Genomic DNA, 25,359 nt, shown 5'->3' on the forward strand with positions numbered 1-25,359 from the left:
TGAGCTGTTTCAATGGTCCGATCGGTCGTCACCGAGTTCAATGGTGTCCAGATCGCGATCGTAGGCAGCCGTGACGCGCGGCAGAGATGAGGAACAATGACCGACCCGAACGCCGGTACCCCCACCACCCCCGACGCCCCGTCGTCGGTTGCACCCGCCGATCACTCCGGCGGTGACGCGACCATTACACCTTCGACCGGAGGACCCAAGCCAGGTGGCGGCCCCAAGCCCGGCGGCGGACCGAAGCCCGGCGGACCGAGTTCTGCTTCTCCTCGTCCCGGCGCACCCCGCCCCGGTGGCTCCTCGGCAGCCAAGCCACACCCGACGGCCGCGCATGTGCCCACCGTGGTCGCGCCGGCAGGCGATCCGAGCAAGTACGGCCGGGTCGACGACGACGGCACCGCGTGGGTGAGCACCTCGGACGGCGAGCGTCAGGTCGGCTCCTGGCAAGCGGGCGACGCAGCGGAAGGCCTCGCGCATTTCGGGCGGCGCTACGACGATCTGGCCACCGAGGTCGGACTGCTCGAAGCCCGGCTGACGTCGGGTACCGGTGATGCCAAGAAAACCAAGGCTGCGGCCTCGGCGCTGCTGGAGAGCCTGCCGACGGCTGCGGTGATCGGCGACCTCGATCTGCTGGCTCGCCGACTCCACGCCGTCGTCGAGCACTCCGACGCAGCAGCGGCGGTCGCCAAGCAGGAGAAAGAGCTCGAACGCGCCGAGCACACTGCCCGCAAGGAAGCCCTCGCCGCCGAGGCCGAGCAGATCGGCAGTGAATCGACGCAGTGGAAGCATGCCGGGGATCGGCTGCGCGAAATTCTGGACGAATGGAAGACGATCCGCGGGGTGGATCGAAAGATCGACGATGCGCTGTGGAAACGGTACTCGAAGGCCAGGGAGAACTTCAACCGGCGTCGTGGAGCGCATTTCGCCGATCTCGATCGGGAGCGAGGAGCAGCCAAGACCCGCAAGGAAGAGCTGGTCGAGCGCGCAAAAGCGTTGTCCTCGTCCACCGATTGGGGTCCCACTGCAGCCGCATTCCGAGACCTGTTGGTGGAGTGGAAAGCGTCGGGCCGAGCTCCGCGGGACGCCGACGACGCATTGTGGAAGAACTTCAAGGCCGCCCAGGACGTGTTTTTCGCGGCACGCAACGCCGCGGCGTCGGAGCGGGACGCGGAATTCGAGGCCAACGCCGAGGCCAAGGAAGCGTTGTTGGCGAAGACACATATCGATCCGAGCAAGGACCTCGACGCTGCTCGTGCGGCGCTGCGCGATCTGCAGGACAAGTGGGACGCCATCGGCAAGGTTCCGCGCGAGAAGATGCAGGAACTCGAAGGCAAGCTCCGCGCGATCGAGAAGTCCGTCCACGACGCCGTGGAGTCTCAGTGGCGTCGGTCCGACCCCGAGGCGGTTGCCCGCGCGGCTCAGTTCCGTGAGCGAGTGGCCCAGTTCGAGGATCAAGCGGCCAAGGCGACGGCGGCAGGCAAGACCAAGGACGCCGAGCGGGCGCGTGCGCAGGCCCAGCAGTGGCGTGAATGGGCCGATGCCGCGGAAAGTGCCGTCGACGAGTTGTGACCTGCGGTGCGGGCGGCCACACGAACTCAGGGGTTCGAGTGGCCGTCCCACAGGCGTAGCTTCTGCTCGCCCGACGCCGCCGCGATACGGCGCTGTTCCTGAGCGGCGAGCTGAGAGTTGGTCTTGTTCCATACGGCTTTGAGCCAATGGAACGTCAGCACCATCACCGCGATCCACGCAATGACGAGACCGATGCCCGGTCCGCCGCCCTGCAGGTTGTCCGGCACGGTCTGCCGCGTCCAGATCGAAAGCATCCCGTACACCGACGACACCGCACACCCGGCGAGGGCGGCCCAGGCCAGCGCCCAGACGCGGGTGACCAGCGCCAGCACCGACATCACCACACCGAACGTCAGCACCAGCACGACGAAAACGCGCGACGGCAGGGCAATCGATTCCGCGGCTGCTGCGTCGCTGCCCGTCAGCACGTCGAAGCCGGTGGCCGATCCGGTGTGCGGCAACGCGAACGTGACCAACAGGACCAGCACCAGCCCGGCCACCACCATGGCTCGCGCTCCCGGATCCAGCTCGGTCATCACCGCCCGCTCGGTTCGTCCGAGTTCCTCGGCGGTTCGCGAGGGTACGACGCGATCGGGTCCATCTGTGTCTGTCATACGGTGCATCCTGTCTGAACCGGAAGCGGTGCCGGGGCACCGATCGAGGGAAGTCCGAGACCGACCCCGATCGGGGCCGTCTTCGGCATGATGCCGCGTTCGTGGGCGTCGCCTGCCGCGGTCCGTCGGTGCGTCAGCACTCCGGCGTCGGCGATCAGGTGGTACGGGGCCGCGGCGGTCAGGGTCGTCGTGACGACGTCGCCCGGGCGAATGTCGCCCGCCCGCTCGGCGTCGACGGCGAAGTGCACCAGTCGGCCGTCCCTGGCGCGTCCGCTCATCCGATGAGTTGCGTTGTTCTTGCGCCCCTCACCGGTGGCGACGAGCAATTCGACCTCGGTGCCGATCAGGGCCTGATTCGCGGCCAGGACGATCTCCTCCTGCAACGCGATCAACCGCAGATACCGTTCCTGTACAACCTCTTTCGGTACCTGATCGGGCATGTCGGCCGCCGGGGTGCCCGGCCGCTTGGAGTACTGGAAGGTGTACGCGTTGGCGAACTTCGCACGCCGCACCACCTCGAGCGTCTGCTCGAAATCTTCTTCGGTCTCGCCGGGGAAACCGACGATGATGTCGGTGGTGATGGCCGCGTGCGGCATGGCCGCGCGAACCTTGTCGATGATGCCCATGAACTTCGTCTGTCGATAGGACCTGCGCATCGCCTTGAGGATTCGGTCCGAGCCGGACTGCAGCGGCATGTGCAGAGTGGGACAGATGTTCGGGGTCGATGCCATCGCCTCGATGACGTCGTCGGTGAACTCGGCCGGATGCGGAGACGTGAACCGCACTCGCTCGAGTCCTTCGATGGATCCGCACGCGGTCAGCAGCGCGGCGAACGCCCCGCGGTCGCGAGGCAGATCGGGGTCGGCGAACGAGGCACCGTAGGCGTTGACGTTCTGCCCCAGCAGCGTCACCTCGAGCACGCCCTGGTCCACCAAAGCCTGTACCTCGGCAAGGATGTCGCCCGGCCTGCGGTCGATCTCCTTGCCGCGCAGCGCCGGAACGATGCAGAACGTGCAGGTGTTGTTGCAGCCCACCGAAATCGATACCCAGCCGGCGTACGCGGACTCCCGCTTGGCCGGCAGGGTGGACGGGAAGGCGTCGAGAGACTCGAGTATCTCGACCTGAGCCTGCTCGTTGTGCCGGGCGCGCTCGAGCAGTACCGGCAGCGACCCGATGTTGTGCGTACCGAAGACCACGTCCACCCACGGAGCCTTGTCCACGACGGTGTTGCGGTCCTTCTGCGCCAGGCAACCGCCGACGGCAATCTGCATGTTGGGGTTTCGCGTCTTCGCGGGCCGGAGCATGCCGAGGTTCCCGTACAGCTTGTTGTCCGCGTTCTCGCGTACAGCGCACGTGTTGAACACGACGAGATCTGCGTCGGTACCGGCGTCGGCGGGCACGTAACCGGCCTCTTCGAGCAGCCCGGACAGGCGTTCGGAATCATGAACGTTCATCTGGCAGCCGTGTGTGCGCACCTCGTAGCTGCGGGCACCTGCCGCCGATGGGGCACTGGCCGTCTCGGGGTCGACGCTCCCGCGATCGGTCACGTCCACGGTCGAAAAAACACTCGTTTGCACCTCTTCAGGGTACGTCCATCGCACGGGCGGACACGCCGGGGTCACGGGGCCCTCCGCGGACTGTGCAGGCGCTATGCGTGCCGACAGTAAAGTTTCCATTACATAATCGAAGACTGCGGGCGAAAACGCCGGTCGGCGAGGAAACTACGCATAGGGTTTCCACCTATGACGCACGCCACCGACGCCCCGGCAGCGACACCACCGCCGGGCGCCCCTTCGATGATCTCGCTCAAATCCGTCGACAAGCACTTCGGTGATCTGCACGTACTCAAGGACATCAATCTCGAAGTGCCGCCCGGCCAGGTCGTCATCGTCGTGGGTCCGTCCGGATCCGGCAAGTCGACGCTGTGCCGGACGATCAACCGGTTGGAGCCGATCGATTCCGGTGCCATCGAGGTCGACGGGGATCTACTCCCCGCCGAAGGCAAGGCCCTCGCTGCACTGCGTGCGGATGTCGGCATGGTGTTCCAGTCGTTCAACCTCTTCGCACACAAGACCATTCTGCAGAACGTCATGCTGGCACCGATGAAGGTGAGAAAGCTCAAGAAGGACGAGGCCGAGAAGAGCGCACTGGCTCTGCTCGAACGCGTCGGCATCGCCAACCAGGCAGACAAGTACCCGGCTCAGCTGTCGGGTGGTCAGCAACAGCGCGTGGCCATCGCCCGCTCACTCGCCATGAACCCCAAAGTGATGCTCTTCGACGAGCCCACCTCGGCCCTGGATCCGGAGATGGTCAATGAGGTACTCGACGTCATGACCTCGCTGGCCAAGGAGGGCATGACAATGCTCGTCGTCACCCACGAGATGGGCTTCGCCCGCAAGGCAGGCGACCGAGTCATCTTCATGGCCGACGGTGCCGTCGTCGAGGACACCGATCCCGAAACCTTCTTCAAGTCCCCGAAGTCCGAACGCGCCAAGGACTTCCTCGGCAAGATCCTCGGTCACTGATCAGATTCACCGCTCGCCCCATTACGTACGACCTATCCGAAGGACATTCACTGTGAGAATCACCCGACCGCTTCGCCTCGGTGTCGCCATCGCCGCTCTGTCCATCGTCGCCACCGCCTGCGGCGGCGGCGAAGAAGCGCGCACCATCTCGAGCAGCGCCGAGAACGGCAGCCTCATCGTCGGCATCAAGTTCGATCAGCCGGGCCTCGGCCTCCGTAATCCGGACGGCTCGTTCAGCGGCTTCGACGTCGAGGTGGCCAAGTACGTCGCAGGCAAGCTCGGTGTCGACGAGGCGAACATCGAATTCAAGGAATCCCCGTCCGCGCAGCGCGAGACGCTGATCCAGAACGGTGAGGTCGACTACATCGTCGCCACCTACTCCATCACCGACACCCGCAAGGAGAAGGTCGGCTTCGCCGGACCGTACTTCGTAGCAGGTCAGTCGCTCCTGGTGAAGCAGGACAACACCGACATCACCGGTCCCGATTCACTCGAGGGCAAGAAGCTGTGCTCGGTCACCGGTTCCACCCCGGCACAGAACATCGCCGACGAGTACCCGGGAGTCCAGCTTCAGCCGTTCGACACCTACTCCGCCTGCGTCGAAGCACTGCGCAACGGCACCGTGGACGCCGTCACCACCGACGACATCATCCTTGCCGGTTACGCCGCTCAGTCCCCCGGTCAGTTCAAGGTGGTCGGTGAGCCCTTCACCACGGAGAACTACGGCATCGGCCTGAACAAGGACGACACCGACGGACGCAACAAGATCAACGACGCCATCGAAGAGATGGTGACCAGCGGTGCCTGGGAGCAGGCGTTCAACGACACCGTCGGCGCGTCGGGCTACCCGCTGCCGAGCCCGCCCACCGTCGACCGCTACTGATCGACTGCTACTGATCGACCACGCCGTCGTGTCCCGCTCGTCGCGGGCGGGACACGACGGCTCGATCTCGCCGAGCCGTGAGGATCAACAAGCACCGTGAACCTATTGAGCAAGTACGGCGATCAACTGATCGACGCGTTCCTCTCGACCATCTACCTGACGTTGGCATCCCTCGTCGGTGCGTTGGTCATCGGAACGATCATCGCCGCGATGCGCGTATCACCCATTCCGATTGCGCGCGGAATTGCGGCGACGTACGTCACCATCTTTCGTAACACCCCATTGACCCTGATCATTCTGTTCACCTCGTTCGGGCTGTATCAGACAATGGGCGTTTCTCTGGCGTCGGAGTCCTCACCGACGTCACTCGACGACAACAACTTTCGATTGGCAATCCTCGGGCTGAGCATCTACACCGCGTCGTTCGTGGCCGAGTCACTGCGATCGGGCATCAACACCGTCCCGGTGGGGCAGGCCGAAGCGGGCCGCTCGCTGGGAATGACGTTCACCCAGAACATCTCGATCGTCGTTCTTCCTCAGGCGTTCCGCGCGGTGGTCGGCCCGCTGGGAAGCGTCGTGATCGCGTTGACGAAGAACACGACCATCGCATCGGTCATCGGCGTCGCCGAGGCGTCGTTCCTGATGAAGAACATGATCGAGAACGAGGCCGCGATCTTCGTCGTCGGCGGAATCTTCGCGCTCGGCTTCATGATCTTGACGCTCCCGACCGGGTTGCTGTTCGGCTACATCAGCAAGCGATTGGCGGTGTCATGATGAGTGATGCAGTAGCAGTTCTGTACGACGTTCCCGGACCCAAAGCGGTACTGCGATACCGCATTCTGACTGTCGTCGTCGCGGTGATCTCGCTCGGAATCGCATTTCTGATCTACCGCGCCCTCGACTCGAAGGGGCAGCTCACTGCCGAGAAGTGGGACCCGTTCCTCGAATCGACAACGTGGACCACGTATCTGTTGCCCGGTATTCAGGGAACTCTGGTCGCGGCGGCATTGTCGATCGTGTTCGCCCTTGTTCTCGGTGCCGTCCTCGGCATCGGCCGCCTCTCGGATCACCGCGCTGTACGGATCGTCAGCGGTGCGATCGTCGAATTGTTCCGTGCAGTTCCCGTGCTGATCCTGATGATCTTCCTGTACGCGGTGTACGCCGATTACGAGGTCTTCAAGGTCAAGTACCTGGCGTTGGCCGCGGTGGTCACCGGCCTCACTCTGTACAACGGATCGGTGATCGCCGAGATCGTACGTGCCGGAGTCAATTCACTGCCGAAGGGTCAGCGCGAAGCCGCATCGGCGCTGGGCATGCGCAAGAGCCAGGTCATGACCCTGGTACTGCTCCCCCAGGCCGTGACCGCGATGCTGCCCGCCATCATCTCGCAGATGGTGGTGGCACTGAAGGACTCGGCGCTGGGATACATCATCGGGTACGTCGAAGTCGTCCGTTCCGGTCAGCAGGTCGGCGCGTTCTACAGCAACTACCTCCCGTCGCTGATCATCGTCGCCGTCATCATGATCATCATCAACTCGGCGTTGACGAAACTGGCGACCGTGGTCGAGCGGCGTCTGCGATCGCGAAAGCGTAAGGGCGGCACCGCCGCTGTCGTGCCTGCGCTCGACGGCGGTCAAGCGGCCTGAGCTCCGCACCGTTCGGCTGCACAGCAGTATGGCCCGCAACACCGATGGTGTTGCGGGCCATACTGTTTCTCGACTACCTGGACTCGATGTGGACGATCACATCGAATCTGGGCCGTCGAAGTCTTCGGTGTCGGCTCCTGCGCGATCGAGTTGTTCCTTGACCACGGCGAATGCCATTCCCTGCGAGTAGCCGCGGCGGGCCAGCATCCCGACCAACTTGCGCACCACTTTGTCGCGTTCGGCTCGTGCGTCGGGCCCGTTCGGATCCGGCAGATGCAGTGTTCGGAATCGTTTGCGCACCAACTCCGCAGCACGCTGACGCTCGTCTTCGGCATCGATCAGATCCAGGGCGTTCACGGCCAACTCGTTGCTGACGCCTTTGTTCCGCAGCTCCATGCTCAGGGCGCGTTTGCCCTTGCCGGAGTACTTGTGCCGAGATTGAACCCACTGCTCCGCAAACGACTCGTCGTCGACGAGTTTCGCCTTCTCGAGTCGGTCGAGCACTGCGGTGGAGACCTCGTGGGTGAAACCCTTCTTGGATAAGCTGGCTTCGAGTTCGTGTCTGCTGCGGGCCCGGTCGGTCAGCAGCCGAAGGCAGACGTCTTTCGCCTGCGCTTCGGTGCCGCCGCCGTTGTCTCGCTGCTGCACGCGAACCCAGGTTAGAAGTCGACCGGAGCAGCTGCGGGCTCCTCTGCGGTGACGTCCGCACCGATCTGCAGCTTCTCCATGATCTTCTTCTCGATCTCGTCCCGCACGTCGGGATTCTCGAGCATGAACTTGCGGGCGTTCTCCTTGCCCTGGCCGAGCTGGTCACCTTCGTAGGTGAACCACGAACCCGACTTACGGATGAAGCCGTGCTCGACACCCATGTCGATCAACGAGCCCTCACGGCTGATGCCCTTGCCGTAGATGATGTCGAACTCGGCCTGCTTGAACGGCGGCGCAACCTTGTTCTTGACCACCTTCACGCGGGTGCGGTTACCGATCGCTTCGGTTCCGTCCTTCAAGGTCTCGATGCGGCGGATGTCGAGGCGTACCGAGGCGTAGAACTTCAATGCTTTACCACCGGTGGTGGTTTCGGGGGAACCGAACATGACGCCGATCTTTTCGCGCAACTGGTTGATGAAGATCACGGTGGTGCCGGAGTTGCTCATGGCACCGGTGATCTTGCGCAGCGCCTGGCTCATCAGACGAGCCTGCAGACCCACGTGACTGTCACCCATCTCGCCTTCGATCTCGGCGCGCGGTACCAGTGCGGCCACCGAGTCGACGACGAGGATGTCGAGGGCACCGGAGCGAATCAACATGTCGGCGATTTCCAGGGCCTGCTCACCGGTGTCGGGCTGTGAGACCAACAGTGCGTCGGTATCGACACCGAGCTTCTTCGCGTAGTCGGGATCGAGCGCGTGCTCGGCATCGATGAACGCGGCGATTCCGCCGGCACGCTGAGCGCTGGCCACCGCGTGCAATGCGACGGTGGTCTTACCCGAGGACTCCGGACCGTAGACCTCGATGACTCGGCCGCGGGGCAGACCTCCGATGCCGAGTGCCACGTCGAGCGCGATCGATCCCGTGGGGATGACGGCGATGGGCTGACGGACCTCGTCGCCGAGGCGCATCACCGAGCCCTTACCGAAATTCTTGTCGATCTGCGCGAGTGCGAGATCGAGCGCTTTGTCGCGGTCGTATGCAGCCATCGTGAGCTCCCTGTGTCGTTTCGTTCAGCTGTGTCTGTCGATCAGCTTGTTGGCGGTAACGCTAGAACGGGGTACCGACAAGAAGTTCTTCGAGACCGGCCAGCAACCGTTGACATCAGCATAGGCGAACACGTGTTCGAGTCAACTACCACGGCTTTCGACACGCCGAGCGACTCGAGCCGATGCGGTGGAGCTACCAACGTTCCTTGGGCACATCGAACTCGTAACAGATCGACCGCCATACTTCCCGCGGGTCGACACCGTCTTCGATGGCCTGCGCGCCCGTCCGTCCGATACCGGACAGCACATGATCGGCGAGTAGGGAATTGCCTCGAACGGAGCCGAACTCCTCGGTGAGCAGTTCACGAAATTCGGTCAGACGCACATCGATCAGCCTAACGCCCGCCCTCGGCGTCGCTACCGGCGAGCACCTCGCGGCAGACCGAGACAGGATCCTCGACGTGATGCGCGCCTGCAGCCGCCGAGGTCGCTGCCACCGCATGACGAGGGTCGGACAGCACGGCGGACACGGCGTCGGCAATTGCACCCGCGGTGGCGGGGCGCACCAGTACGGCACTCCCCTGCCGGGCGGCCCGGTTCGCCAGCTCCCACTGATCGCCGCCGCCCGGCACGGTGACCACTGGAACTCCGTGGATGAGCGCCTTGGCCAACATGCCGTGACCACCTCCGCACACCACGACATCGGCGCGGCGCAGCAATTCGTCCTGGCGACCGAGTCCGGCATTGGCCCATTCCGGCACGTCGTCGGGGCCCCCGTCGAGCACCGAGGCCACTACCCGGACGCCTGTGCCGTCCAATCCCTTCAGAGCCATCTCCAACATTCCCTCGGCCCCGGTGAACGCCGTCGACGGGGCCACCATCACCAGCGGCGTATCGCCGGCGGGGACGTCGAGCAATTCGTCGGTGGGCTCCCACAGCAGTGGGCCCACCACATGGGCATCCCTCGGCCAGTCGGGCCGCGGAACTTCGAGTGCGGGAATGGTGGCGATGAGCCGAGCAGCCGGCCCGGGATCGCGTGCGGGTAGTCCGATGCTCACTCGGGCGTCGGCGCGCTGTTGCTGCCCGCGGGCGATCGAGCGCGCCGTCAACGCGCGCATCACCGTATCGCGAAGACGACCCCGAACACCGCGTCCGGGCGCGAGCCCACTTCCGATGGGCGGCAACCCCTTCGATGGCGAATACAGCGGGTGGGGCGAGAGCTCGACCCAGGGAATTCCCAATCGCTCGGCAGCCATTCCGCCTCCGGCGGTGAGAACATCGGAGACCACCAGATCGACGTTCTCGCGCTCGAGGTCCGGCAACAGTTCTGTCGCGACAAAGGCTGCGCGCGAATGAATGCGCTGCCCGGCATCGAGATCGTCGTCCTCCGGTCGCGGCAGCAGGCCACCCAGTGGGAGCGTGCGAAGACCGGCCGCTCTGGCGTCGCCGACCCACCGGCTTCCGGTGAACAGGACCGGATCGTCACCCGCCCGCTCGAACAACAGCGACAAGGCGATAGCGGGAAACGCATGTCCTGGGTCCGGGCCGGCCACCACTGCTACTCGCACGCGCTCAGCGTGCCACATCGCCGCGCTGGACGATCACCGATCGTGCCGGGCAGCGGTGCCGACGGTCAGGCTTTGTCGGGACGAAGGTAGGCGTCGACGGCGTCCGCCATCTGGCGTACCACCTCGCCACCCGGAACCCGTTCGGACACCATCTCGGCGGACTGGACGGCGGACTGGACCATGAGCAGGACGAGCGTCGCCAGGGTATTCGGATCCCCGTCGCGGATCGACGAATCACGTTGTCCCGCTTCGACAAGACGCGCCACCGCATCGATGATCAACGATTGGCTGGTACCGAGGCGGTGCAGAATGTAGGTCGCGAGCACGTCCGAGTCCGACCGCAGAATCTTGACGAACAGCGGATGCTGCCTTATTCGATCTCCCGCCTGAACCACAGCAACGACGATCTGCTCGCGTCCGGACGCGGTGGCGTCGAAGTCGGGAATCAGGGCAGCGATCTCACGGGTGAGCAGGCTCGACACCACTGCTCGGGTATCGGCCCACCGCCGGTACACCGTGGGCCTGCTGACTTTGGCGCGTCGTGCGATCTCGGCGAGGGTCGTACGCTTGACTCCTCGTTCGAGGATGCACGATCGTGCGGCGTCGAGAACGGTGTCCTCCACCGACTTCTCGGGTGCTGCCTCCGGGGAGGACTCGACCGAGGCGGGAGTCGACACCTGCTGCTCGATCACAGATCACCCTTCGCACAACGGTCGGAAGTAAAGTACTTCACTCGGAAACATTTCGTGTCGTTACTATACCTCACAGTAACAGCGACACCATGTTGCACAGTGACCGTCGGCCCGTCCGTCCGTATTCTTCGGTGCCATTGTCGGGTGCCGATCACGCCGCCGACCTGCGCAGGAAACCTCGACCCTGGCAAGCTGATCGAGTGACCGACGAATTCGAGCTTGCATGACGCGATCGGTGACCGTTCTGACCAATCCCACGGCCGGCGGTGGTCGAGCAGTCCACGCAGCACGGCGCGCCGTGACGCGTCTGCGCGAGCGTGAACTCGACGTCTCGACCGTCGAGGGCCGAACGGCGGGTGATGCGCTGGAGTTGTTGAAGCGAGCCGTCGGGTGCGGGACGGATGCCGTCGTTGCCGTGGGCGGCGACGGGGTCGTCAATCTCGCGTTACAGGTGATCGCGGGAACCGACACTCCGCTCGGACTGATTCCTGCGGGCACAGGCAACGATTTGGCCCGGACGCTCGGGGTCCCCCTCGACGATCCCACCCGCGCAGCGGATCTCGTGGTCGACGGAGTCGTGACGTCGATAGATCTCGGTAGGGTCGGGACGCGCTGGTTCGGTACGGTCCTGTCGAGCGGCTTCGATTCACTGGTCACCGAGCGCGCCGGCCGCCTGCAGTGGCTTGCCGGCCCGCTGCGGTACAACGCGGCCATGATATTGCAGTTGGCTGCTCTCCGAACACTTTCGTACACAATAGAATTGGATGACGCCGAGCTGCACCTGGATGCCGTTCTCGTCGCCGTCGGAAATGGCAGCAGCTACGGCGGCGGCATGGCCATCTGCCCGACCGCACGAGTGGACGACGGGCTGTTCGCCATCACTGTCGTCCGGGATGTGAGTCGAACGCGATTGCTTGCGCTGTCGCCGACGTTGTATCGGGGTGCCCACGTCGACCTTCCGGAGGTCGAGGTCTACAGCGCCCGGAACGTGACAGTGCACTGCGACGACATGGTGGCGTACGCAGACGGCGAACGCATCGCAGAACTACCCGTCACGATCGAATGCGTGCCGCGTGCGTTGCGAGTGTTCGTCGGAGCGGATTCCCCACTGCGCACGTAACGCGGTCGGCAGTCAGTATTTCAGCGACGAACGGTCGTGACCGGAGGAGATGGCCTTGTACAGCCACACCAGCCCGAAGACGATGGCCCCGGCCACGACCAACCAGAACAAGCCCTTGATGATGCTGCCCAGCAAGGCAAGTGCGATCCAGACGAGAACGATGAATCCGAGAATTTTCCAGAACATGAACGGCTCCTACCGTGTGACGCGCACCGGGTCGTATCGCGTTATGTCGATACTGGCAGCCGATCACGGCGAACACATCGGGGTGAACCCTGATCTTCTCACCGGTGTCGTGACCGGATTTCGTCGAGTTCGGTGAGCGCGTCGGCCCACCCTTGCAGTCGATCGGTGGCAGACAACAATTCTCGGCGATGAGATTCCACCACGTTCTTCGACGTGGACCCGGCCGGTCCGGTCATCCGTGCTGCAGCGGCGACGAGATCCTCGTACTGATCCACTCCGGCAGCGAGATCGCTTGCCGCAGCCTCGATTCCGGGCCGCAGATGCGTGCGTGTCGACGAGCTTGCCGCTCCCGCACGTTCGAGGGCCGCAATATCGACGGCAACACCTTCCAAGCCCCTCACCGCATCCGAGGCAACGCCGATCATCTCTTCGACGTCCTCGGCGGCGATGGTGCCCGATCGCGCCAGAATTCCGAGCAGCTCGAACAGACTCTGCTCTGCGCCTGCCAAACGTGACATCGGCTCGAAGGCGGCAGATCCACGCTGCGGTAATGAACGCCTGCCGGGCAGTCCCACCGGAACCGGTTGACCTCGCAGTCGCCGCAAACGACCGAAGGCGAACACAGCAGGAACGGCCAAGAGCGCGGCAGAACCACCACCGACGAACAGAGTCCATTCCGGAGCCGACAAGGCTGCGATCCCCGCAGTACTCACCGCAGTGGTCGTCGACGCGGCCCCGAACCTGATACTTCGCCGGCGAGCCCGTCGAATCTTCTTCAGGTGCTTGGCACGTGGATCCTTACGACGGCCGGCGGCATCGAGCAGTGAGGTTCCTGCGGCCCGCGCTGTCTCGGCCAGAGACCGGACCACCGCTCCGGATTCGGCAACGGCGGCTGTCACCGTCTCCCTGTCGAGCGAAACGGCCGGCCGCTTACGCGACCGGCCGGGTTCGTGATTCTTGTTGCTCATGCGTCGGAACTACTGTCTACTCGAACGAACTTCGCGTTCGGTCGATCACGCCTGTGCCGGCGGCTCGGGCGTTGCGTCCGGGGCCTTGGCGATCGACGGCTTGGCGGCGGAATTACCCGTGGGCAGGGAGTCACCGGCCATGGAGGCACGGATCTGCTCGAGCCGGCTGTGACCGGCCATCTGCACAGATGCCTGCTGAACCTCGAGCATGCGTCCGGACACGGAGTTCTGAGCGAGCTCGGCGGAACCGAGCGCGTCTGCGTAACGACGCTCGATCTTGTCGCGCACCGCATCGAGACTCGGGGTGTTTCCCGGTGCCGACAACGTGCTGTCCATCGAGCGCAGCGATTCGCTGACCTTCTCCTGCATCTTCGCCTGCTCGAGCTGGCTGAGCAGTTTGGTGCGCTCGGCGACCTTCGACTGCAGGGCCATCGCGTTCTGCTCGACGGCTTTCTTGGCCTGTGTTGCAGCCTGCAGAGACTGGTCGTGCAGAACCTTGAGGTCCTCGACGCTCTGCTCGGCAGTCACGAGCTGAGCCGCGAACGCCTCGGCCGCGTTGGTGTACTGCGTGGCCTTCTCGACGTCACCTGCTGTGGCGGCCTGATCGGCCAGCGTCACGGCCTGACGAGCGTTGGCGTTGAGCTTCTCGACCTCGTCCAGCTGCCTGCTGAGCTTCATCTCGAGCTGACGCTGATTGCCGATGACGGACGCCGCCTGCTGCGACAGCGCCTGGTGCTGCCGCTGCGCGTCTTCGATCGCCTGCTGAATCTGAACCTTGGGGTCGGCCTTCTCGTCGATCTTGGAATTGAAGAGCGCCATCATGTATTTCCAGGCCTTGACGAAAGGATTAGCCATGGGGTGGTCCTGCCTCCATCTGTTGCGCCGCGGTGGCCGCGTACGGGTCGGCTGCTGTCGCAGTGACCGAAATGAACCTGTCAGTGCAGTGATGTTCGGGTGATTCGGTGGGGCCGGCAGCCGACTTCGGCTACTCGTTCGATCTTAGGCGGCGGCGAGAGCTCTGGCAGCAGGTGCCGGAATCACGACTCGTGTATCTCCGTCGATGCGGGTGGCCACAGCCGATTCCTCGGCACGGACAGCAGCGGTGGATGCATCCGACAGCGTGATACTCACGTCGCTCATCACGTCGGAGAGAGGAACGGCGAGAGCATCGCAGATCGCTGCGAGCAGTTCGCTCGACGCTTCCTTGCGACCACGCTCCACCTCGGAGAGGTAGCCGAGGCTCACGCGCGCGGTGTTCGAGACTTCACGCAGGGTGCGGCTCTGTGCGACGCGAGTACGCCGCAAACTGTCGCCGAGTGCTTCACGCAATAGCAGCGCCATCTCGCTCCTCCTCGTTGGTGCTGTTGCCGACGACTGTGCCGTCGAGACGACCACGTTCGTATCGTTCGTTCGGAGCCGTCGTAGGGTCAACGTCCCAGCCGGCCCGATTGGTTCCCGACCCTATATGTCCGTCGCCTCCGACACGCGCCGAAGGGGCTCCGACACGGCTGTCAGAACTGTAACTTCCCGCATCGCCTCGTGGACGCCCGTCGAATGCACTCACACCGAGGACACACCCCGGCGCAACCGAATCGCCTGAACCACGTAGTCCAGGCCGGTGTACACGGTCAGCAGAACCGCCAGAGCCATCAGCGCCACCGCCACTGGATCGACTGCGCTGGGCAGCGGACACAGATACACGCCGATCGCGAATGTCTGGACCAGTGTCTTGACCTTGCCGCCACGACCGGCCGGAATGACTCCGTGACGAATGACGGCGAAACGGACAGCGGTGATGCCTATTTCGCGTACCCCGATGATCGCCGTCACCCACCAGGACAGATCGCCCAACATCGACAGTCCGACGAGGGCAGCGCCGATCAGCGCCTTGTCGGCGATGGGGTCGGCCATCTTCCCGAAATCGGTGACGAGTCCGTACTTGCGGGCGAGTTGGCCGTCGATCCGGTCGGTGATGGCCGCTGCGGCGAAGATCGCCGTCGCCGCCAACCGCCACGAGGTGTCGTGACCGTCTCCGACGAACAGTGCCGCAAGAAAGACCGGAACCAGAGCGATGCGCAGCACGGTCAACACATTGGCGATGTTGAGCAGCGGGACGGCGTCCGATCCGCCCGGAGCAGCGTTGCCGTGCGGCAGCCCCGCACTGCGCGAAGCACCGCCGGACGGAACACCGTGGCCCGGCGCTGTCGGGCCGGTCACGAAGCCGCTTCTCGGCCGCGGACCGGGCATTCGTTGCTGTGTCGGCGTTCGGGCAGCACCGACCCGTCGAGACGGGGACACTGCTCGCTGAACGACACACGGAAAGTTTATCGGTTGCATCGGTGACTACTGTTCACCACATGACTTCTGGGCCGAATCGGGCGAGTCGCGACACTGCCGATCCCGAATCCGACGAGTATTCCGACACCGTGGACGGCACGTCCATCGGCGACGCCACCCTGGTCGTGCGTCGAGCCCGAACCTCCGACATTCCCGAGATCAAACGACTGATCGACATCTACGCGGGCCGAATCCTGCTCGAGAAGAACCTGGTGACGCTGTACGAGGCAGTGCAGGAGTTCTGGATTGCCGAGCGCGCAGGCGAAGTCATCGGATGCGGAGCCCTGCACGTGCTCTGGGCGGACCTGGGTGAGGTACGCACGGTGGCAGTCGACCCCGCAGCCAAGGGGCACGGAGCCGGCCACCTGATCGTCGCCAAACTCATCGAGGTGGCACGCGAGCTCGCGCTGCAGAAGGTGTTCGTGCTGACCTTCGAAGTGGATTTCTTCGCCCGTCACGGCTTCTCCGAAATCGAGGGAACGCCCGTCACTGCCGAGGTGTACGCGGAGATGTGCCGGTCCTACGACACCGGCGTCGCAGAGTTTCTCGACCTGAGCTACGTCAAGCCGAACACATTGGGCAACACGCGCATGCTGCTCTCGCTCTGACAGAATTCTCCGGACACCCCTCGAATCCGGAAGTGAGCTCCATGCCCCTGATCGCCGTCACCTACACGTACTCCCCCACGACCACCGAGGGCCGCGACACCCATCGCGCCGCACACCGGGCGTGGCTGGCCGACTTGTTGGAGAAGAAGACGCTCGTCTCCAGTGGCCCGTTCGCCGACGACAGCGGCGCTCTGCTGCTCGTGGACGGCCCGGACGCCGCATCCGTGGAATCACTGTTCGCCCAGGATCCCTTCGCGGTCGAGAACCTCATCGAGTCGGCAGACTTCCACGAATGGACACCGGTGATGGGCGCGTTCACGGCCTGAGTCTGCTCGCCCACCCGTTCTGCGTGAATGGACCATTGCACCGCCCAGACGGCTGTGCAATGGTCCATTCACGCAGGTGTAGAGCCCGTCAGAACTCCTCGGACGCCGGCTGCTCGTCCGGGTCCCCGCCCTTGATCGACCACAACAGTCCGTCGAGTTCGTCGGGCTTGACGAGAACTTCGCGGGCTTTCGAGCCCTCGCTCGGACCCACGACGCCGCGGTTCTCCATGAGGTCCATCAGACGTCCTGCCTTGGCGAATCCGACCCGTAGCTTGCGTTGCAGCATGGACGTGGAACCGAACTGGCTGGTGACGACGAGTTCGACGGCTTGCAGCAGCACGTCGAGGTCGTCACCGATGTCGGGGTCGACGTCCTTCTTGTCCGAGACCTTCGCGGCGGTGACGGTGTCGTTGTACTCGGGCTCGGCCTGATTCTTGGCGAAGTCGACGACGGCCGAGATTTCCTCGTCCGTGATGAACGCACCCTGCAGACGCGTCGGCTTGCCCGCACCCATCGGCAGGAACAGCGCGTCGCCCATGCCGATCAATTTTTCGGCTCCGGGCTGATCGAGGATGACTCGCGAGTCGGTCAACGAGGACGTGGCGAACGCCAGACGTGAGGGCACGTTCGTCTTGATCAGACCGGTGACGACGTCGACGGACGGACGCTGCGTGGCGAGCACCAGGTGGATACCTGCGGCGCGCGCCTTCTGGGTGATCCGCACGATCGCTTCCTCGACGTCGCGAGGAGCGGTCATCATCAGGTCGGCAAGCTCGTCGACGATGGCAAGGATGTAGGGGTACGGCCGGTAGACGCGTTCGCTGCCCAACGGTGCGGTGATCTCGCCGGACCGCACCTTCTTGTTGAAGTCGTCGATGTGCCGGACCTTGTTGATCTGCATGTCCTGGTAGCGCTGCTCCATCTCCTCGACGAGCCAGGCCAGGGCCGCGGCAGCCTTCTTCGGCTGCGTGATGATCGGCGTGATGAGGTGCGGGATGCCCTCGTACGGCGTCAACTCGACCATCTTCGGGTCGATCAGAATCATCCGGACCTCGTCGGGTGTCGCCCGTGCCAGCAGCGACACGAGCATCGAGTTCACGAAGCTCGATTTACCCGAACCGGTGGATCCCGCCACCAGCAGGTGCGGCATCTTCGCCAGGTTGGCACTGACGAAATCGCCTTCGATGTCCTTGCCGAGGCCGATCACCAGAGGGTGGTGATCCTTGCGGGTCGACGGGGCGGTCAGCACATCGGCCAGGCGGACCATCTCGCGATCCGAGTTCGGCACCTCGATACCGACGGCGGACTTGCCGGGGATCGGGGCGAGCAATCGCACGTTGTCGGTCGCGACCGCGTAGGCGATGTTGCGAGCCAACGCAGTGATCTTCTCGACCTTGACGCCCGGTCCGAGCTCCACCTCGTAGCGGGTGACCGTCGGTCCGCGGGTGAATCCGGTGACCGCAGCGTCGATCTTGAACTGCTCGAGTACCTCGGAGATGGCCTCGATCATCGCGTCGTTCGCCTGGCTGCGCGTCTTGGGCGGGTCGCCGTCGATGAGCAGCGACAACGACGGCAGCGTGTAGTCGCCGTCGACGACGCGATCGACGACGATCTTGTCGTCGTCGGCAGCCGGCTTGGGTTCGGCGGCCTTGACGATCGGCTTGGGCTTCGGCCGCGGGGGCGCGGCAGGCTCGGGCACCGGGACCGGCGCGGCCGCGGCCGCGGCAGGCGTCATGACCTCGGTGGGGGCCTCCGGTGCCGGTGCAGGGGTCTTGCGAGCGCGTGATGGCTTGACGACCGGGATGTACTCCTCGGTCGGGTAGTTGTCGTACGGGTCGGTGGTGCCGTGCACCGGGTATCCGTCGGCGTCGAAGTTCGAGTCGTAGTCTCCGTAGCCCTCGTCGCCGAATTCCGAACCGAAATCGGCCGGGTCGTACTCGTCGTATTCGTCGCCTCGACTGTCGGTACCGAACAGTGCCCGCATCCGGTCCGGTACGTCTCGTACCGTGGTGCCGGTGAGCAGCAGCACGCCGAACAGGCCGGCGAGCAGCAGCAACGGTACGGCGAGCCACACCGTCAGGCCGTCGGCGATGGGTCCGCCCGCTACGTAGCCGACGAAGCCCGCTCCTTCGGACCGACCGGTGGCGTCGGTCGGTGACCCCGCCGCCATGTGCCAGAGCCCGAGAATGGGCAAGCCCAGCAGTATCGAGCCCAGAACCAGGCGTGGTCTGACCTCGGGGCGAGGCTCGGAACGCATCAGGACGACGGCGATTGCGACCCCCAGCACGGGTGCGACGTAGCCGGCGTCGCCGATGACGGCACGGATCCCTACCTCGATCCACTCACCGACCGGGCCGCCGGCACTGAACCACACGCTTGCGGCGACGACGACGCTGACGGCGATGAGCCCGAGGGCGATTCCGTCACGTCGGTGACCGTGCTCGATGTCCGCGGCCTTGCTGACGGTGCGTGTGGTGGCACCGACACCTCGTGCCGCCATCGACCACGTGGACGCGATTCCGCGACCGATCGCGTCGAGCGCACCGCGGGACTTCTTCTTCGTGGGGGGCCGCCGCGACGCAGCACCTCTCGCGGGTGCCTTACCGCGAGACGATGCGCTTGCCCGCGTGGTCGCCGGGTTGCGCGGTGCGGTGGGCTTCTTCGGTGTCGTGACGGTTCGAGCCGTGCGGCCGGTACCGGACTTACGAGAGGTACCGGACGCGCGCGAGGAGCCGGATCCGCTGGATCCGGCCCTGGCGGTGGAGGTGCTGGTCTTTCCTGCCATGCCCCCAGGCTAGTCGCAACAGCCCCGTCGAAACCATCCGCAACACCAGTAACAACGACGGATGTGCGTCAGAAACTCAGGTCGAGCGCCTTCACGGCGGCGACATCGTTCGCAGAACCTTCGTACACGACCTCTACCTGGTCCCGACCGAACGCATAGAGAAGGAGTTCGGAGGGTTCCCCCACCACCGTCACACCCGGGCCCGAGCCACCCTTGAAGGTGGCCTGTCGGCCGTCCGGGGTGCGGACATGCACCGGAACCGGTGCCGAGCGGTGCCCTGCTCGTCCGATCAACCGCACCTGGGGCCACAGTCGGGACTCGACCGCGCTGGGCAGAACCCGTCGGGTCCAGTTCCCTTCCGCGCGGCGCAGATCCTCGTGATGCACGAACATCTCACCGAGGTTGATCAGCGGATCCAGCAGAGCGAACGGCGACCACATCGGCGGCCCGGTGCGGACGTCCTCGACCACCGACGCGAACGGTCGATTCGCGACGGAACGCTGAACCCGCTCCGTGTATCCGGACAACGGACCGAGAAAGATACCCGGCGACGCATCGAGCCGCCGTTCGCGAACGACGAGGTGCGCGGCCAGATCGGCAGCAGTCCACTCACCGCACAGTGTCGGCGCATCGGGACCGACGTCGAGAAGGGTCCGAACAAGCTGGGAACGTTCATCCTGGGCAAGGCTCACGAACTCCAGGCTACGGCTACACCGAAGGAGCGGCATCCTGCCGCCAGACGTACTCCTTCGTCTGGGTAACCTCCTAACAGTGCCGATATCGGAAATTCTCGTCATCCTGCTCGCCGGCCTCGGGGCCGGTGCAATCAACGCCGTCGTCGGTTCGGGCACGTTGATCACGTTCCCCACCCTGGTCGCGTTCGGCTATCCCCCGGTGGTCGCCACGATGTCCAACGCCATCGGACTGGTGGCGGGAAGCGTCTCGGGTACCTGGGGGTATCGCCGGGAACTTCGCGGACAATGGCACCGACTGCGTTGGCAGCTTCCCGCCTCTTTCTTCGGCGCACTCGGTGGCGCGTGGCTGCTGTTGCATCTGCCCGAAAAAGTATTCGCCTCTGTCGTTCCGGTGTTGCTCATCGGTGCGTTGATTCTCGTTGTCGCACAACCGAAGATCCAGGCCTGGGCCAAACGTCGGTCCGAGGCGGCCGGCAAGGCGGCCGGCCACATCGGCCGCGGCCGCATGGCGCTGGTCACCGTCGGCACTCTGCTGGTCGGCATCTACGGCGGCTATTTCACTGCAGCACAAGGAATCCTGCTCATCGGAGTGATGGGCGCACTGCTCCCCGAATCCATGCAGCGCATGAACGCTGCCAAGAACTTGCTCTCGCTGGTGGTGAATGTCGTTGCAGCAGTTGCTTTCACGATTTTTCGATTCGACGACATCAGCTGGCAGGCCGCCGGTCTGATCGCGGTCGGCTCCCTCATCGGCGGAGCGGTGGGAGCACGCTACGGCCGCCGGCTGTCGCCGGCGGCCCTGCGCGGTGCCATCGTCGTCCTCGGCCTCATCGGCCTGTGGCGACTGCTCGTCTGAACTCTAGGACTGCGGTTGCGGCTTGACCGCGATGATCGTCGGAACGATCATCGGTTTACGCCGATACTTGTCCGCTACCCACCGGCCCACGACGCGGCGGACGGCCTGAGCGATCCGGTGGGTGTCGGACACTCCGTCCGAGGCCAGCCGCTGCAGCTCGGCCTCCACGAGCTGGCCGGCCTCTTTCAGGGCCGCCGGGTCGTCGGAGAAGCCGCGACCGGACACCTCGGGCGCGGTCACTGCACGACCGGTGGCCGAATCGACGGCAACGCTGATCGCGATGAAGCCGCCCTCGCCGAGCACCAGACGATCCGACAGCGTCGAATCTCCGACATCGCCAACCGACAAGCCGTCGACGTAGACGTGACCGACAGGGACCTGCCCGACGATCTCGGCGAGCCCGTCGACCATGTCGACAACGACGCCGTCCTCGGCGAGCACGATCCGGTCCTCGGATACACCGGTCGCCTTTGCCAGAGCGGCATTGGCCCGCAGGTGACGCCACTCGCCGTGTACCGGCATGGCGTTGGTCGGCCGCACTGCGTTGTAGAGGTACAGCAATTCGCCTGCCGATGCGTGACCCGAGACGTGCACCTTCGCGTTCTGCTGCGTCACGACGGTCGCGCCACGCTTGGCGAGGCCGTTGACCACCGCGAACACGGAGTTCTCGTTGCCCGGGATCAGCGACGACGCCAGCACCACGAGATCGTTGGCCTTGACGTTGATCTGACGGTGCTCGCCGCGAGCCATCCTGGACAGCGCCGACAACGGCTCACCCTGCGAACCGGTGGAGATGAGCACCAACCGGTCGTCGGGAAGTGTTGCGGCGGTATCGACATTGACCTCGAGGCCGTCGGGCACCCGCAGGTAACCGAGATCCTGGGCAATCTGCATGTTGCGCACCATGGAACGACCGACGAATGCCACTCGGCGGTTGTACCGCTCGGCTACGTCGATGACCTGCTGGATGCGGTGCACGTGACTGGCGAACGACGCGACGATGACGCGCTGCTTCGCCTTGCCGATGACGGTGTCGAGCACTCCGCCGATCTCCCGTTCCGGCGTGACGAATCCGGGCACCTCGGCATTGGTGGAGTCGACCAGGAAGAGGTCCACGCCCTCGTCACCGAGCCGTGAGAAACCGGCCAGGTCGGTCAGACGACCGTCGAGCGGCAGCTGATCGAGCTTGATGTCTCCGGTATGCAGCACCAGACCGGCGTCGGTTCTGATGGCGATCGCGAGGGCGTCGGGAATGGAGTGGTTGACGGCGAAGTACTCGCAGTCGAACGGCCCGTGCTGTGTGTGTTGACCCTCGATCACCTCGACGAGATTCGGCCGCAGCCGGTGCTCACGACACTTGGCCGCGACCAGCGCGAGGGTGAACTTCGATCCGACGACGGGCAGGTCGGGACGCAGCCGAAGCAAGAACGGGACTGCGCCGATGTGGTCCTCGTGACCGTGCGTCAGCACCACCGCCTCGACATCGGCCATGCGGTTCTCGATGTGCCTGAAGTCGGGCAGGATCAGGTCGACGCCCGGCTGCTGGTCCTCGGGGAACAGGACGCCACAGTCGATGATCAGCATCTTGCCCTGATGCTCGAAGACGGTCATGTTGCGACCGATTTCGCCGATTCCGCCGAGCGCGACCACTCGTAGGCCCTTGAACGGAGCCTTCGGCGGTGTGCCGAGACGCTCGGTCGGGTCGAACTCACGACGCTTGTCGGGACGCTGCGTCCGAGCGGAATTCTGCACCATCGGCTTGCCCTGGCGGGCACCCGAAGGTTGGCCCTGCTTGGCAGCGGGACGCTCGGACGGCGGTCCGGCGTTTCGGGTTGCGCGTCCGCGCGATCTGTTAGGTCGTGTCATACAAGAACTCCTGCCGCCCGCAGCTCGGCTGCGAGCAATTCGATGTGATCGATGCTCGGTGGCACCTGGGGAAGTCGTGGTTCGCCGACATCGAGTCCGATGAGGCGCAGGCCTGCCTTCGATGCGCTGACGCCGCCGAGGCGTGCCACCGAACGGATGACCGGGATGAGGCTGACGTTGATCGCTTGGGCGCGGGCGATGTCGCCCATCATGAATGCGGTGTGCAGTTCGCGCAGACGGGCCGGAACGAGGTGCCCGATGACACTGACGAACCCGGTGGCACCCACGGAGAGCCAGGGCAGGTTCAGCGGGTCGTCTCCCGAGTAGAACTGCAGACCGGTCGACGCGATCAGCTCGGCACCGGCGTTGAGATCGCCCTTCGCATCCTTGACGGCAAGAATGCGGGGGTGCTCGGCGAGCCGACGCAGCGTTTCGGTCTCGATGGGGACGACCGATCGAGGCGGAATGTCGTAGAGCATCACTGGCAGATCGGTGGCGTTGGCGACCGCAGTGAAGTGGGCGTAGAGGCCCGCCTGCGGTGGCCTGGAGTAGTACGGGGTGACCACGAGCAGGCCGTGCGCACCGGCGCGAGCGGCATCACGGGCCAGTTCGACGCTGTGTGCGGTGTCGTTGCTTCCGGCCCCGGCGATGATTCGAGCCCGATGTCCGACGGCCGCGATCACGGCGCGCAACAGCTCGAGCTTCTCGTTCTCGGTGGTGGTGGGCGACTCACCCGTCGTCCCGGCCAGCACCAGCCCGTCGTTTCCCTGTTCGACGAGATGATGCGCGAGCCGAACGCCTGCGTCGATATCCAACTTCCCGTCGGCCGTGAACGGGGTCACCATTGCGGTGAGCACCGTACCGAACACAGGCGCAACGGAAGGAGCGGCGTCACCGTAGGTCATGGCAGCAGATTACCCGGTGCTTTACCCACTCCTACGCAGCGGGACTCCCCGCTGACACCGGTGGTCCGCGCCGGTCCGTTCGAGCCTCGAACGCGATTCCTAGACCTCGGTGACGAAGGGGCTGCGTGCGACTTCCGTTCCGTCCGGCTGGGTCGTGATCTCGAAGTCGCCGAACACGTCGGGTGCCACCTCCACGAGCTTACGCAGACATTCGACGGCGACGCGGCGAATTTCGACGTCCGCGTGCTCCGAGGCCCGCATCGACACGAAATGCCGCCAAGCGCGATAGTTCCCACTCACCACCACGCGTGTCTCGGTCGCGTTGGGCAGAACCGATCTCGCGGCCTGCCGCGCCTGCTTGCCCCGCAACGCAGCATTGGTGACCGACTCCAGTTTGCCGTCGAGGGCAGCGAGCAACTCGCTGTACGCGGCCCGACTCGCCTCCGTCGCCGATGCGAACAGGGCCTCGAGCTCGGGATCGCCCTCCACGGCCGGCGGAAGCACCACGTTGGCATCGTGTTCGGGCACGAAGCGCTGCGACAACTGCGAGTACGAGAAATGTCGATGCCGAATCAACTCGTGTGTGCACGACCGGGAGATACCGGTGATGTAGAAGCTCACGCTCGCGTGCTCGAGCACCGACAGGTGTCCGACGTCGAGCAGATGACGCAGATACGACGCATTGGTCGCAGTGCGAGGGTTCGGTTTCGACCAACTCTGGTAACACGCTCTGCCTGCGAATTCCACCAACGCCTGCCCACCGTCCGCGTCGGTCTCCCACGGGATGTCGGCGGGTGGGACGAACTCGGTTCGGGCCACCAACTGCACGTTCAGCGCGACTGTTCGAGGCGCAGCTCGACCTCTGATTTCTGACGACACCGCCCAACCCTAAACGGCGACGACCGCACCCTGCCGCGCACGACGCCACCGCTGATGCCGTCGTGACGTCGACCTGGCATCACCTGACACCTTGACTGACGCCATTCATGACGTCACACTGGCGTCATGGAACTGAGCCAGTACACCGACACGCTGCGCACCGATTTGATGGCCGCGGCGGCGTTGGGCGATGAACACACCCGGCAGACAGCCGAGGCCCTCGGCAAGACCGCGGAAGCGTCGGCGCGGTTGATGCTGCTGACCGCCCTGTCGGACTTCGCGGCCGAGGTGTCGAACGAACTGGGCGATCGAACCGTGGTCGTCCGCCTGGACGGTGGACAGGCACACGCAGACGTTCGACGCAACGATTCGGCATCGGACCACGACGGCGAGCCCAAAGAGCCTGTTGCCGATGAGTATCCGACCATGGACGACGTCTCGGGCGAGGTACGACGCGTCACGCTCCGACTCGTCGAGCAGATCAAGGAACGAGCCGAGGACGCAGCGAACAACAGCGGGGTGTCCCTGAACTCGTGGCTCTCCCAAGCAGTTCAGGGCGCGCTACGAGATCAGATGCGCAAGGACCGCGGTTGGAACAACTGAGGGCTCTCTCCCCTGTTTCTTCACGCGC

27 protein-coding genes are annotated in these 25,359 nt (G+C 64.7%); 10 read left to right on the forward strand and 17 right to left on the reverse strand.

Translation table 11 applies throughout. The features are described 5' to 3' along the window. Nucleotides 1-96 precede the first annotated feature (96 nt). Nucleotides 97-1,572 carry a DUF349 domain-containing protein gene (locus VF34_RS17680; RefSeq protein ID WP_231578244.1) on the forward strand — a complete coding sequence of 492 codons (1,476 nt, stop codon included), beginning with the start codon at nt 97-99 and terminating at the stop codon, nt 1,570-1,572. 26 nt (nt 1,573-1,598) lie between these two features. On the opposite strand, the gene VF34_RS17685 is transcribed toward VF34_RS17680, so the two are convergent. Next, nucleotides 1,599-2,186, reverse strand: coding sequence for an Rv2732c family membrane protein (locus VF34_RS17685; RefSeq protein ID WP_027496841.1), 588 nt, complete (start codon nt 2,184-2,186; stop codon nt 1,599-1,601). After that, nucleotides 2,183-3,733: a tRNA (N6-isopentenyl adenosine(37)-C2)-methylthiotransferase MiaB gene (gene miaB / locus VF34_RS17690; protein WP_080732084.1), complete on the reverse strand. Its 1,551-nt coding sequence runs from the start codon at nt 3,731-3,733 to the stop codon at nt 2,183-2,185. The genes VF34_RS17685 and miaB overlap by 4 nt, the downstream gene beginning before the upstream one ends. Nucleotides 3,734-3,982: 249 nt before the next feature. Between miaB and VF34_RS17695 the strand changes: the two genes are divergently transcribed. The 4 genes from VF34_RS17695 to VF34_RS17710 all read left to right on the forward strand — a co-directional run bounded on the left by VF34_RS17695 (nt 3,983) and on the right by VF34_RS17710 (nt 7,240). Then, nucleotides 3,983-4,711: an amino acid ABC transporter ATP-binding protein gene (locus VF34_RS17695; RefSeq protein WP_196248935.1), complete on the forward strand. Its 729-nt coding sequence runs from the start codon at nt 3,983-3,985 to the stop codon at nt 4,709-4,711. A 52-nt stretch (nt 4,712-4,763) separates the two neighbouring features. After that, nucleotides 4,764-5,594: a glutamate ABC transporter substrate-binding protein gene (locus VF34_RS17700; protein ID WP_027496838.1), complete on the forward strand. Its 831-nt coding sequence runs from the start codon at nt 4,764-4,766 to the stop codon at nt 5,592-5,594. Between the two features lie 96 nt (nt 5,595-5,690). Next, nucleotides 5,691-6,368 (forward strand): amino acid ABC transporter permease, encoded by a 678-nt coding sequence (locus VF34_RS17705; protein ID WP_027496837.1) that lies wholly within the window; start codon nt 5,691-5,693, stop codon nt 6,366-6,368. Next, complete coding sequence (locus VF34_RS17710; protein ID WP_032383564.1) at nt 6,368-7,240, forward strand: amino acid ABC transporter permease; 873 nt, start codon at nt 6,368-6,370, stop codon at nt 7,238-7,240. The genes VF34_RS17705 and VF34_RS17710 overlap by 1 nt, the downstream gene beginning before the upstream one ends. A gap of 96 nt (nt 7,241-7,336) precedes the next feature. Here the strand turns inward: VF34_RS17710 and VF34_RS17715 are convergent, their stop codons facing one another. From VF34_RS17715 to VF34_RS17735, 5 genes are all read right to left on the reverse strand, one after another. Beyond that, on the reverse strand, nt 7,337-7,888 hold the full coding sequence (locus tag VF34_RS17715; protein WP_032366472.1) for a regulatory protein RecX: 552 nt from the start codon (nt 7,886-7,888) through the stop codon (nt 7,337-7,339). An 11-nt stretch (nt 7,889-7,899) separates the two neighbouring features. Next, on the reverse strand, nt 7,900-8,937 hold the full coding sequence (gene recA / locus VF34_RS17720; protein ID WP_027496834.1) for a recombinase RecA: 1,038 nt from the start codon (nt 8,935-8,937) through the stop codon (nt 7,900-7,902). A 193-nt stretch (nt 8,938-9,130) separates the two neighbouring features. Further along, a complete protein-coding gene (locus VF34_RS17725) occupies nt 9,131-9,322 on the reverse strand; it encodes a DUF3046 domain-containing protein (protein WP_027496833.1) in 192 nt (63 codons plus the stop codon). A gap of 10 nt (nt 9,323-9,332) precedes the next feature. Further along, complete coding sequence (locus tag VF34_RS17730) at nt 9,333-10,505, reverse strand: glycosyltransferase (RefSeq protein WP_045841932.1); 1,173 nt, start codon at nt 10,503-10,505, stop codon at nt 9,333-9,335. Between the two features lie 65 nt (nt 10,506-10,570). Next, complete coding sequence (locus tag VF34_RS17735) at nt 10,571-11,182, reverse strand: TetR/AcrR family transcriptional regulator (RefSeq protein ID WP_027496831.1); 612 nt, start codon at nt 11,180-11,182, stop codon at nt 10,571-10,573. Nucleotides 11,183-11,420: 238 nt separating this feature from the next. On the opposite strand from VF34_RS17735, the gene VF34_RS17740 reads away from it, so the two are divergent. Further along, a complete protein-coding gene (locus VF34_RS17740; RefSeq protein ID WP_027496830.1) occupies nt 11,421-12,317 on the forward strand; it encodes a diacylglycerol kinase in 897 nt (298 codons plus the stop codon). Nucleotides 12,318-12,329: 12 nt separating this feature from the next. On the opposite strand, the gene VF34_RS25340 is transcribed toward VF34_RS17740, so the two are convergent. The 5 genes from VF34_RS25340 to pgsA form a co-directional block, all read right to left on the reverse strand. Further along, nucleotides 12,330-12,503, reverse strand: a complete 174-nt coding sequence (locus VF34_RS25340) for a hypothetical protein (RefSeq protein ID WP_027496829.1) — start codon at nt 12,501-12,503, stop codon at nt 12,330-12,332. A gap of 98 nt (nt 12,504-12,601) precedes the next feature. Further along, nucleotides 12,602-13,471, reverse strand: a complete 870-nt coding sequence (gene pspM / locus VF34_RS17750) for a phage shock envelope stress response protein PspM (protein ID WP_230591973.1) — start codon at nt 13,469-13,471, stop codon at nt 12,602-12,604. Nucleotides 13,472-13,516: 45 nt separating this feature from the next. Further along, nucleotides 13,517-14,326 (reverse strand): PspA/IM30 family protein, encoded by an 810-nt coding sequence (locus tag VF34_RS17755; RefSeq protein ID WP_027496827.1) that lies wholly within the window; start codon nt 14,324-14,326, stop codon nt 13,517-13,519. Between the two features lie 144 nt (nt 14,327-14,470). Further along, nucleotides 14,471-14,812, reverse strand: a complete 342-nt coding sequence (locus tag VF34_RS17760) for a helix-turn-helix domain-containing protein (protein WP_027496826.1) — start codon at nt 14,810-14,812, stop codon at nt 14,471-14,473. 219 nt (nt 14,813-15,031) lie between these two features. Continuing rightward, nucleotides 15,032-15,718 carry a CDP-diacylglycerol--glycerol-3-phosphate 3-phosphatidyltransferase gene (gene pgsA, locus VF34_RS17765; RefSeq protein WP_442970669.1) on the reverse strand — a complete coding sequence of 229 codons (687 nt, stop codon included), beginning with the start codon at nt 15,716-15,718 and terminating at the stop codon, nt 15,032-15,034. Nucleotides 15,719-15,828: 110 nt separating this feature from the next. Between pgsA and VF34_RS17770 the strand changes: the two genes are divergently transcribed. Next, nucleotides 15,829-16,416, forward strand: a complete 588-nt coding sequence (locus tag VF34_RS17770; protein ID WP_228139205.1) for an amino-acid N-acetyltransferase — start codon at nt 15,829-15,831, stop codon at nt 16,414-16,416. A gap of 41 nt (nt 16,417-16,457) precedes the next feature. Beyond that, nucleotides 16,458-16,742, forward strand: a complete 285-nt coding sequence (locus tag VF34_RS17775) for a YciI family protein (protein ID WP_027496823.1) — start codon at nt 16,458-16,460, stop codon at nt 16,740-16,742. Between the two features lie 88 nt (nt 16,743-16,830). Here the strand turns inward: VF34_RS17775 and VF34_RS17780 are convergent, their stop codons facing one another. After that, entirely contained in the window at nt 16,831-19,527 is a 2,697-nt protein-coding gene (locus tag VF34_RS17780; RefSeq protein WP_197077482.1) for a DNA translocase FtsK, read from the reverse strand. 68 nt (nt 19,528-19,595) lie between these two features. Next, entirely contained in the window at nt 19,596-20,219 is a 624-nt protein-coding gene (locus VF34_RS17790; RefSeq protein WP_027496821.1) for a TIGR03085 family metal-binding protein, read from the reverse strand. Between the two features lie 79 nt (nt 20,220-20,298). On the opposite strand from VF34_RS17790, the gene VF34_RS17795 reads away from it, so the two are divergent. Next, a complete protein-coding gene (locus VF34_RS17795) occupies nt 20,299-21,078 on the forward strand; it encodes a sulfite exporter TauE/SafE family protein (RefSeq protein ID WP_045841806.1) in 780 nt (259 codons plus the stop codon). Between the two features lie 3 nt (nt 21,079-21,081). On the opposite strand, the gene VF34_RS17800 is transcribed toward VF34_RS17795, so the two are convergent. The 3 genes from VF34_RS17800 to thyX form a co-directional block, all read right to left on the reverse strand. Further along, nucleotides 21,082-22,833 carry a ribonuclease J gene (locus tag VF34_RS17800; RefSeq protein ID WP_032366466.1) on the reverse strand — a complete coding sequence of 584 codons (1,752 nt, stop codon included), beginning with the start codon at nt 22,831-22,833 and terminating at the stop codon, nt 21,082-21,084. 107 nt (nt 22,834-22,940) lie between these two features. Further along, a complete protein-coding gene (gene dapA, locus VF34_RS17805; RefSeq protein ID WP_027496818.1) occupies nt 22,941-23,849 on the reverse strand; it encodes a 4-hydroxy-tetrahydrodipicolinate synthase in 909 nt (302 codons plus the stop codon). A gap of 99 nt (nt 23,850-23,948) precedes the next feature. Continuing rightward, complete coding sequence (gene thyX, locus VF34_RS17810) at nt 23,949-24,728, reverse strand: FAD-dependent thymidylate synthase (RefSeq protein ID WP_231578245.1); 780 nt, start codon at nt 24,726-24,728, stop codon at nt 23,949-23,951. Nucleotides 24,729-24,854: 126 nt separating this feature from the next. On the opposite strand from thyX, the gene VF34_RS17815 reads away from it, so the two are divergent. Next, nucleotides 24,855-25,331 (forward strand): hypothetical protein, encoded by a 477-nt coding sequence (locus tag VF34_RS17815; RefSeq protein WP_045841807.1) that lies wholly within the window; start codon nt 24,855-24,857, stop codon nt 25,329-25,331. Nucleotides 25,332-25,359 lie beyond the last annotated feature (28 nt).

The sequence above is a fragment of the Rhodococcus sp. PML026 genome (assembly GCF_000963615.1).
GTDB lineage: Bacteria > Actinomycetota > Actinomycetes > Mycobacteriales > Mycobacteriaceae > Rhodococcoides > Rhodococcoides fascians.

Excerpts from the sequence above, each read along its gene's own strand:
- VF34_RS17815 (WP_045841807.1), top strand. The coding sequence starts at position 24,855 with ATGGAACTGAGCCAGTACACCGACACGCTGCGCACCGATTTGATGGCC.
- dapA (WP_027496818.1), bottom strand. The coding sequence starts at position 23,849 with ATGACCTACGGTGACGCCGCTCCTTCCGTTGCGCCTGTGTTCGGTACG.
- pgsA (WP_442970669.1), bottom strand. The coding sequence starts at position 15,718 with ATGCCCGGTCCGCGGCCGAGAAGCGGCTTCGTGACCGGCCCGACAGCG.
- recA (WP_027496834.1), bottom strand. The coding sequence starts at position 8,937 with ATGGCTGCATACGACCGCGACAAAGCGCTCGATCTCGCACTCGCGCAG.
- VF34_RS17680 (WP_231578244.1), top strand. The coding sequence starts at position 97 with ATGACCGACCCGAACGCCGGTACCCCCACCACCCCCGACGCCCCGTCG.
- VF34_RS17760 (WP_027496826.1), bottom strand. The coding sequence starts at position 14,812 with ATGGCGCTGCTATTGCGTGAAGCACTCGGCGACAGTTTGCGGCGTACT.
- VF34_RS17800 (WP_032366466.1), bottom strand. The coding sequence starts at position 22,833 with ATGGTGCAGAATTCCGCTCGGACGCAGCGTCCCGACAAGCGTCGTGAG.
- VF34_RS25340 (WP_027496829.1), bottom strand. The coding sequence starts at position 12,503 with ATGTTCTGGAAAATTCTCGGATTCATCGTTCTCGTCTGGATCGCACTT.
- VF34_RS17770 (WP_228139205.1), top strand. The coding sequence starts at position 15,829 with ATGACTTCTGGGCCGAATCGGGCGAGTCGCGACACTGCCGATCCCGAA.
- VF34_RS17685 (WP_027496841.1), bottom strand. The coding sequence starts at position 2,186 with ATGACAGACACAGATGGACCCGATCGCGTCGTACCCTCGCGAACCGCC.
- VF34_RS17695 (WP_196248935.1), top strand. The coding sequence starts at position 3,983 with ATGATCTCGCTCAAATCCGTCGACAAGCACTTCGGTGATCTGCACGTA.
- VF34_RS17775 (WP_027496823.1), top strand. The coding sequence starts at position 16,458 with ATGCCCCTGATCGCCGTCACCTACACGTACTCCCCCACGACCACCGAG.
- VF34_RS17710 (WP_032383564.1), top strand. The coding sequence starts at position 6,368 with ATGAGTGATGCAGTAGCAGTTCTGTACGACGTTCCCGGACCCAAAGCG.
- VF34_RS17755 (WP_027496827.1), bottom strand. The coding sequence starts at position 14,326 with ATGGCTAATCCTTTCGTCAAGGCCTGGAAATACATGATGGCGCTCTTC.
- VF34_RS17780 (WP_197077482.1), bottom strand. The coding sequence starts at position 19,527 with ATGGCAGGAAAGACCAGCACCTCCACCGCCAGGGCCGGATCCAGCGGA.
- VF34_RS17740 (WP_027496830.1), top strand. The coding sequence starts at position 11,421 with ATGACGCGATCGGTGACCGTTCTGACCAATCCCACGGCCGGCGGTGGT.
- pspM (WP_230591973.1), bottom strand. The coding sequence starts at position 13,471 with ATGAGCAACAAGAATCACGAACCCGGCCGGTCGCGTAAGCGGCCGGCC.